This window comes from Streptomyces sp. W16, from assembly GCF_033194735.1.
Taxonomy (GTDB): Bacteria; Actinomycetota; Actinomycetes; order Streptomycetales; family Streptomycetaceae; genus Streptomyces.
In genome coordinates this window covers 1-7,735 of sequence record NZ_JAWOAI010000473.1, presented here as the reverse complement: position 1 = coordinate 7,735, position 7,735 = coordinate 1, and the positions used below count along the sequence as shown (strand labels likewise).

Below are 7,735 nucleotides of genomic sequence, written 5' to 3'. Positions count from 1 at the left end.
GCCGAGGTCGAGCGCGGCGGCCACCGGCGTCCGTACGGTGATGCCCGCGAGGGTCGTGGACGCGCCGCCGACCCCGAGGACGACGCCTTCCTCCCGGCTGCCGATGCCGCCGGCCCCGCCGACCGCGCAGCCCAGGTCGGACACGATGAACCAGTCCTCTCCTCCAGGCCCGCCGTACGGCCGTACGTCCACGGTCGCGGCCACCTCGTCGCCGCCCACGGACGCCAGCCAGCCGCTCTCCACGCACGCGGCGACGGGAAGGACGTCCTGCACGCGTGCGTGCGGTACGGGCTGCTGGAGCAGGAACAGGCGGACCAGGATCTCCAGCGGGGTGTCGCCCCGGGTCGCGCGGAGGGCCGGCACGGTCTCGCTGCGGGCCAGCGCCGCGTACGCGGGGGCGCCGAGCAGATCGAGCAGTCCGTCGGCGGTGAAGGAGGCGCCGAGCAGGGCGTCCCGGAGCCGGGCTGCGACCTCCGGGCGGTCGGATGCGGGCAGGGTGGGCAGGGTGGAGTTACTCACACCCCCCATTGTGGCCGCTCCGACCGACAACGTGCCCGCGCATGCGAAGGCCCCGGCACGCACGCGTACCGGGGCATCTTTCAGTCACTGAAACAATCAGGCGGTCCCGGACGAGGCCGACGCGGACGCCGACTTGCAGGCCTCCTGCTTGGTCATCGCCTTGCCGACATCGCCCTCTTCGAGGGTCTTCAGGGCGTCGTTCCCGCTCGTGCTGAGCTTGTCCAGCGAGGTCGCGATGCCCTTGAGGCCGTCCGCGAACTTCGCCTGGTCCTTGATGTCGAGCCCGTCGACCTGCTTCTTCAGGGCGGCGTACGACGTGGAGATGCCGTTGAGCTCCGTGACGGCGTCCTGCTGCTTCTTCGCGCCGTTGTCGACGTCCGGTGCCCCGGCGCTGTTCACAGCGGCCCCGATCGCCTTGTAGGCGTCGGACATGTCCTGGAAGGCCTGCGAGTCGGTCTTCTGGACCTGCGCCGGGGTGCTGTTGTCCGAGGTCTCCTTCTGGATCGCCGTGTTGGCGGCCGCGATCTTCTTCGCCTGCGGCTGCACCGCGAGGCAGACCTGCTTGGCCCAGGAGTCCAGCTTGGCGTCGCTGTCGTCGCCACTGCCACCGCATCCCGACAGCGCCAGTACCAGTACCGCACCGCCGGACAGTGCGGCCGCGAGCTTCTTGTTCACCGGATTGGTCCCTTCCATGGCTCTCGGCCCCGGAACATACACGCCGCACAGGCCATGCCCCCGGGCCCGAGGACCAATAGGAGAGCTTTTGGGACCATTTGCACCAAGCGAGAGAAGGCTCACGGCGAGGGACTGAACACACACAGAACGGGCGGGCGGCGCCCACAACTCGCGCCGCCCGCCCGCCTGTTGAACAGGACCTCGCAAGACCCCCTGAACCGGGCCCCGTAGGACCGCCTACGAAACCACCGCGGGATCCGCCTTCTTGGCCACCCGCTCGGCGTCGGCGTCGTCCCCCACGGCGATCCCGCGCCGCTTGGAGATGTACACCGAGGCGGCGATCACGAGGAACGCGAGCACCGAGATCGCGATCCGCACCCCGATGTTCTTGTCGTCGCCGTAGCTGAACTTGATGACCGCGGGCGCGATGAGCAGCGCGACGAGGTTCATCACCTTCAGCAGCGGGTTGATGGCCGGTCCGGCGGTGTCCTTGAACGGGTCGCCGACCGTGTCGCCGATCACCGTGGCGGCGTGGGCCTCGCTGCCCTTGCCGCCGTGGTTGCCGTCCTCGACGAGTTTCTTGGCGTTGTCCCAGGCGCCGCCCGAGTTCGCGAGGAAGACCGCCATCAGCGTGCCGGTGCCGATCGCGCCCGCGAGGAACGAGCCGAGCGCGCCGACGCCGAGCGTGAACCCGACCGCGATCGGGGTGAGCACGGCGAGCAGACCGGGCGTGGCCAGCTCCCGCAGCGCGTCCTTGGTGCAGATGTCGACGACGCGGCCGTACTCCGGTGTCTCGGTGTAGTCCATGATCCCGGGGTGCTCGCGGAACTGCCGCCGCACCTCGTAGACCACGGCTCCGGCGGACCGGGAGACCGCGTTGATCGCCAGCCCGGAGAAGAGGAAGACGACCGCGGCGCCGACGATGAGCCCCACCAGGTTGTTGGGCTGGGAGATGTCCATCATCAGGTTCAGCGGCGCGCCCGGCCCGGACAGTTTCTCGCCGACGTCCTGTGCGCCGGTCGTGATGGCGTCCCGGTACGACCCGAAGAGCGCCGACGCCGCCAGGACGGCGGTGGCGATGGCGATGCCCTTCGTGATGGCCTTGGTGGTGTTGCCCACCGCGTCCAGGTTGGTGAGCACCTGCGCGCCCGCGCCCTCGACGTCGCCGGACATCTCCGCGATGCCCTGCGCGTTGTCGGAGACCGGCCCGAAGGTGTCCATGGCGACGATCACACCGACCGTGGTGAGCAGGCCGGTGCCGGCCAGCGCCACCGCGAACAGCGCCAGCATGATCGACGCGCCGCCGAGCAGGAACGCCCCGTAGACGGCGAGACCGATCAACAGGGCGGTGTACACGGCCGATTCGAGGCCGAGGGAGATGCCCGCGAGGATGACAGTGGCCGGGCCGGTGAGCGAGGTCTTGCCGATGTCCATCACGGGACGGCGGTTGGTCTCCGTGAAGTAGCCGGTCAGTTGCTGGATCAGGGCGGCGAGCACGATGCCGATGGCCACGGCGACGAGCGCGAGGATCCGCGGATCGCCGTCCTTGGCCTTGATCGCCGCCTCGGTGACGCCGTCGAGGTCGGCGTACTTCGACGGCAGGTAGACGAAGACCGCGACCGCCACCAGTACGAGCGAGATCACCGCGGAGATGAAGAAGCCCCGGTTGATCGCGGACATGCCGCTGCGGTCGGTCCGGCGCGGCGCCACCGCGAAGATGCCGATCATGGCGGTGAGCACACCGATCGCCGGCACGAGCAGCGGGAAGGCGAGCCCGGAGTCGCCGAAGGCCGCCTTGCCGAGGATCAGCGCGGCGACCAGCGTCACGGCGTACGACTCGAAGAGGTCGGCCGCCATGCCCGCGCAGTCGCCGACGTTGTCGCCCACGTTGTCGGCGATGGTCGCGGCATTGCGCGGGTCGTCCTCCGGGATGCCCTTCTCGACCTTGCCGACCAGGTCGGCGCCGACGTCGGCAGCCTTGGTGAAGATGCCGCCGCCGACACGCATGAACATGGCGATGAGGGCGGCACCGAGACCGAATCCCTCCAGCACCTTCGGCGCGTCGGCCGCGTACACCAGCACCACGCAGGAGGCGCCGAGCAGACCGAGCCCCACCGTGAACATGCCGACGACGCCGCCCGTGCGGAAAGCGATCTTCATGGCTTTGTGCGAGACAGCGGTGAGATCCTTTTCGGGCTCACCCTCCGCCGGGGTCGCTTCCCGGGCCGCCGCGGCGACACGGACATTACTGCGTACGGCGAGCCACATGCCGATATAGCCGGTGGTCGCCGAGAACACCGCGCCGATCAGGAAGAAGATCGATCGTCCGGCGCGCTGATTCCAGTCGTCCGCGGGCAGCAGCAGAAGCAGGAAGAAAACGATCACGGCGAATACGCCGACCGTGCGCAACTGCCGTCCCAGATAGGCGTTCGCGCCTTCCTGGATCGCCGTCGCGATCTTCTTCATGCTGTCGGTGCCCTCGCCGGCCGCGAGCACCTGGCGGACCAGGATGCCGGCGACCACGAGCGCTGCCAGGGCCACGACGCCGATCACCATCACGAGGATGCGGTTGTCGTGGGTCAGGACTGCGGCTGCGATGGTTGTGGGGTGGTCAAACTGCTGAGGGGTAGAAAGCCCCGCCATTCGTCCTCCTTGACGCCTGTGCTGAGCTCAAGATGTGGACGGATTGTAGGTACCGGAACCTGATCAAAACAGTGCGCGGCAAACGGAATTGGCCTTCGCATAGTAATGCCTTAAAAGCATTGGCGCTTGATCAAATTATCGGGGCAGTGATCGGGCATTGATCGTGAATTGATTCACGAATTCTTTCGCACCGCCGGTACGCGGTGGTTGAACTCTTCCGGAAATGCCGAAGGGCCCTGCTCAGCAGGGCCCTTCGGCTGTGGTGTGCGGTGTTTTCAGGAGAGCGTCGTGGCCGGCGGTGTGGTCGGCCAGGTCATGCGGATCGATCCGCCGTGCTCCCCGGCGGTGACCTCGACGTCGTCGACGAGCCCGCTGATGACAGCGAGACCCATCTCGTCCTCCTCGGTCTCCGCGTCCGGATCCTCGCCCAGCGCCCCGGGCGCCTTGTCGCCGGGAGCCGAGCGTGGCGCCTCGTCGCCGACCTCGATGGAGAACTGCTTCTCCTCCTCGATCAGCAGCACCTTCACCGGGGCGGTGATCCCGTTGCTCTGGTGCAGCCCGACGGCACGGGTGCAGGCCTCGCCGACGGCGAGTCTGACCTCGTCGAGTACGGCCTCGTCCACTCCGGCCCTGCGCGCCACCGCTGCCGCCACCAGTCGGGCGGTCCTGACGTGCTCGGGCAGCGCGCTGAAGCGGAGTTCAACGGTGGCCATGCATCCCCCTCGGGACTACGGGCGTGCTGTCGATGGGCCGGGCCGCCGAAAGCCCGGACCACCGGTTCGTCTACTACTGCCGGCCGGGAGCGGTCACACACCGCCCCCGGAACGGTCGGGTCAGTCGGTGGCCGCCACCGCTTCCTCGACCGAGGTGTGAATCGGGAACACCTTGGTGAGGCCGGTGATACGGAAGATCTTCAGAATGCGCTCCTGGTTGCAGACCAGGCGCAGCGAGCCCTCGTGGGCACGCACCCGCTTCAGGCCGCCGACCAGCACACCGAGCCCGGTGGAGTCGAGGAAGTCGACTCCCTCCATGTCCACGACGAGGTGGAAACTCCCGTCGTTCACCAGCTCGACCAGCTGTTCGCGCAACTTGGGCGCGGTATATACGTCGATTTCTCCACCGACCTCGACGACCGTACGATCGCCGACGGTACGGGTCGACAGGGACAGGTCCACGGATCCTCCAGCACCTTGCTATCGAGCGGTCATCCCATGGGACACCTCGGCAGAGCCCCCAGGACGGTTCGCCAGCCGCGATGGCATTCAATCACTTACCGCAGGGCGTGCACGACGCCTTGGCTCCATTGTCCGTCACGCCAGTGACACACTCGGTGCCGATGGCCAAGAATCAGCGATCCGATCGACCCTCGGCGAACCCCGTGTCCGGGCTCTCGCCGGGCACGGTTCTGGACCGGCTCGCGTCCGGACCGAGCCGGGCTTCGCGCATCACTCATACGGAGCACTTGCCCCCACGTGAGGGCCGCCATGCCGTCTGGCCTGACCGGATTCGCGCGGAGGTGATCGCCACCGTCCAGGAAGCCGGTATCGAACACCCCTGGGCCCACCAGGCACAGGCCGCCGAGCACGCCCTGGACGGCGAGTCAGTGATCGTTGCCACAGGCACCGCCTCGGGCAAGTCGCTGGCATATCTGGTACCGGTCCTCTCCGCGCTCCTCGACGGCTCCGAGGCGCCGAACGGCCGCGGCACCACCGCCCTCTACCTGGCCCCCACAAAAGCCCTGGCGGCCGACCAGCTCCGCTCCGTGAAGGAACTTTCACAACCTCTGGGCAATGCGGTTCGCCCGGCCGTGTACGACGGCGACACTCCGTTCGAAGAGCGCGAATGGGTACGCCAGTACGCCAACTACGTCCTGACCAACCCCGACATGCTCCACCGGGGCATATTGCCCTCGCACCCGCGCTGGTCCTCCTTCCTGAAGTCCCTGAAGTACGTGGTCATCGACGAGTGCCACACCTACCGGGGCGTCTTCGGCTCCCATGTCGCCCAGGTACTGCGCCGCCTGCGCCGCCTCTGCGCCCGCTACGGCTCCTCTCCCGTCTTCCTGCTCGCCTCCGCGACCGCCGCCGAGCCCTCGGTCGCCGCCCGCCGCCTCACCGGCCTCCCCGTGGTCGAGGTCGCCGACGACGCCTCACCCCGCGGTGAGTTGGTGTTCGCCCTCTGGGAGCCCCCGCTCACCGAACTCCACGGCGAGAAGGGCGCCCCGGTCCGCCGTACGGCCACCGCCGAGACCGCCGACCTGCTGACCGACCTCGCCGTCCAGGGCGTGCGCTCGGTGGCCTTCGTACGGTCCCGGCGCGGCGCCGAGCTGATCGCGCTGATCGCCCAGGAACGCCTCGCCGAGGTCGACCGCTCCCTTGCCCGGCGGGTCGCCGCCTACCGCGGCGGCTACCTCCCCGAGGAGCGCCGCGCCCTCGAACGCGCCCTCCACTCCGGCGAGTTGCTCGGCCTCGCCGCCACCACCGCCCTCGAACTCGGCATCGACGTCTCCGGCCTGGACGCCGTCCTCATCGCCGGCTACCCCGGCACCCGCGCCTCCCTGTGGCAACAGGCGGGCCGCGCCGGACGCTCCGGCCAGGGCGCCCTGGCCGTCCTGGTGGCCCGCGACGACCCCCTGGACACCTTCCTGGTCCACCACCCGGAGGCCCTGTTCGACCAGCCGGTGGAATCCACGGTCCTGGACCCGGACAACCCCTACGTCCTGGCCCCCCACTTGTGCGCAGCGGCAGCGGAACTGCCGTTGACCGAAGAGGACTTGGACCTCTTCGGCCCGGCCACGGCGGAACTGCTGCCGCAGCTGGAGGCCGCGAAGCTGCTCCGCCGCCGCGCGAAGGCCTGGCACTGGACGCGCCGGGAACGGGCCGCCGACCTCACCGACATCCGCGGCGGGGGCGGCAAGCCGGTCCAGATCGTCGAGAACGGCACGGGCCGCCTGCTGGGCACCGTCGACGAGGCCGCCTCCCACGCGACCGTCCACGAGGGCGCCGTCCACCTCCACCAGGGCCGCACATACCTGGTGCGCGCCCTGGACCTGGAGGACTCGGTGGCCCTCGTCGAGGAGGCCAACCCTCCGTACTCGACGGTCGCCCGCGACACCACGGCGATCTCCGTCCTGGAGACGGACATCGAACTCCCCTGGGGCCAGGGCCGGTTGTGCTACGGCTCGGTCGAAGTCACCAACCAGGTCGTCTCCTTCCTCCGCAGACGTGTCATCACCGGTGAAGTCCTCGGCGAGTCGAAACTCGACCTCCCTCCTCGTACGCTCCGCACCCGCGCGGTCTGGTGGACGGTCACGGAGGACCAGTTGGACGCCGCCCGCATCAACCCCGAGATCCTCGGCGGCGCCCTGCACGCCGCCGAACACGCCTCGATCGGCATGCTCCCCCTCTTCGCCACCTGCGACCGCTGGGACATCGGCGGAGTCTCGGTCCCGCTGCATCCGGACACCCTGCTCCCGACGGTCTTCGTCTACGACGGCCACCCGGGCGGCGCGGGCTTCGCCGAGCGCGCCTTCCACACCGCCCGCGCCTGGCTCACCGCCACCCTCCAGGCCATCGCCTCCTGCGAGTGCGACGCCGGCTGCCCGTCCTGCATCCAGTCCCCCAAGTGCGGCAACGGCAACGAGCCGTTGCACAAGCGGGGGGCGGTGCGGTTGCTCACGGAGCTTCTGCGGGAGGCACCGGAGGTGCGGGAACCGGCGGAGGTGCGGGGACCGGAGAAGGCACCGGTGGAGGTACCGGTCCAGCAGGTCCCGCCCGTGCCCTGACCTCCGCCACGAACGGTCCCCGGCCCGCCGCCGCTGTCACGTCCGACGTCTCCCCCACGACCGCGCACCGCACCAGCCGCGTCCCCTGGGCCCGCGCCACCCGCTCCGCCCGGG

At 69.5% G+C, this 7,735-nt stretch carries 6 protein-coding genes and 1 pseudogene; 1 reads left to right on the top strand and 6 read right to left on the bottom strand.

All coding sequences use genetic code 11. The features are described 5' to 3' along the window. The 5 genes from R6V09_RS40765 to bldG form a co-directional block, all read right to left on the bottom strand. Positions 1-519 (bottom strand): DUF7059 domain-containing protein (locus R6V09_RS40765; protein WP_442810238.1); only part of this gene is annotated, 519 nt, incomplete at its 3' end. Between the two features lie 96 nt (positions 520-615). Then, positions 616-1,212, bottom strand: coding sequence for a small secreted protein (locus tag R6V09_RS40760; protein WP_317886534.1), 597 nt, complete (start codon positions 1,210-1,212; stop codon positions 616-618). Between the two features lie 219 nt (positions 1,213-1,431). Then, complete coding sequence (locus R6V09_RS40755) at positions 1,432-3,837, bottom strand: sodium-translocating pyrophosphatase (protein WP_317886533.1); 2,406 nt, start codon at positions 3,835-3,837, stop codon at positions 1,432-1,434. Between the two features lie 275 nt (positions 3,838-4,112). Next, positions 4,113-4,550, bottom strand: a complete 438-nt coding sequence (locus tag R6V09_RS40750; protein ID WP_317886532.1) for an ATP-binding protein — start codon at positions 4,548-4,550, stop codon at positions 4,113-4,115. A gap of 120 nt (positions 4,551-4,670) precedes the next feature. Further along, positions 4,671-5,012 (bottom strand): anti-sigma factor antagonist BldG, encoded by a 342-nt coding sequence (gene bldG, locus R6V09_RS40745; RefSeq protein ID WP_003975386.1) that lies wholly within the window; start codon positions 5,010-5,012, stop codon positions 4,671-4,673. A gap of 80 nt (positions 5,013-5,092) precedes the next feature. Between bldG and R6V09_RS40740 the strand changes: the two genes are divergently transcribed. Further along, on the top strand, positions 5,093-7,621 hold the full coding sequence (locus R6V09_RS40740; protein ID WP_317886531.1) for a DEAD/DEAH box helicase: 2,529 nt from the start codon (positions 5,093-5,095) through the stop codon (positions 7,619-7,621). On the opposite strand, the pseudogene R6V09_RS54760 reads toward R6V09_RS40740, so the two are convergent. Beyond that, a pseudogene (locus R6V09_RS54760) lies at positions 7,569-7,735 on the bottom strand (Rv3654c family TadE-like protein); the annotation flags it as partial. The gene R6V09_RS40740 and the pseudogene R6V09_RS54760 overlap by 53 nt on opposite strands.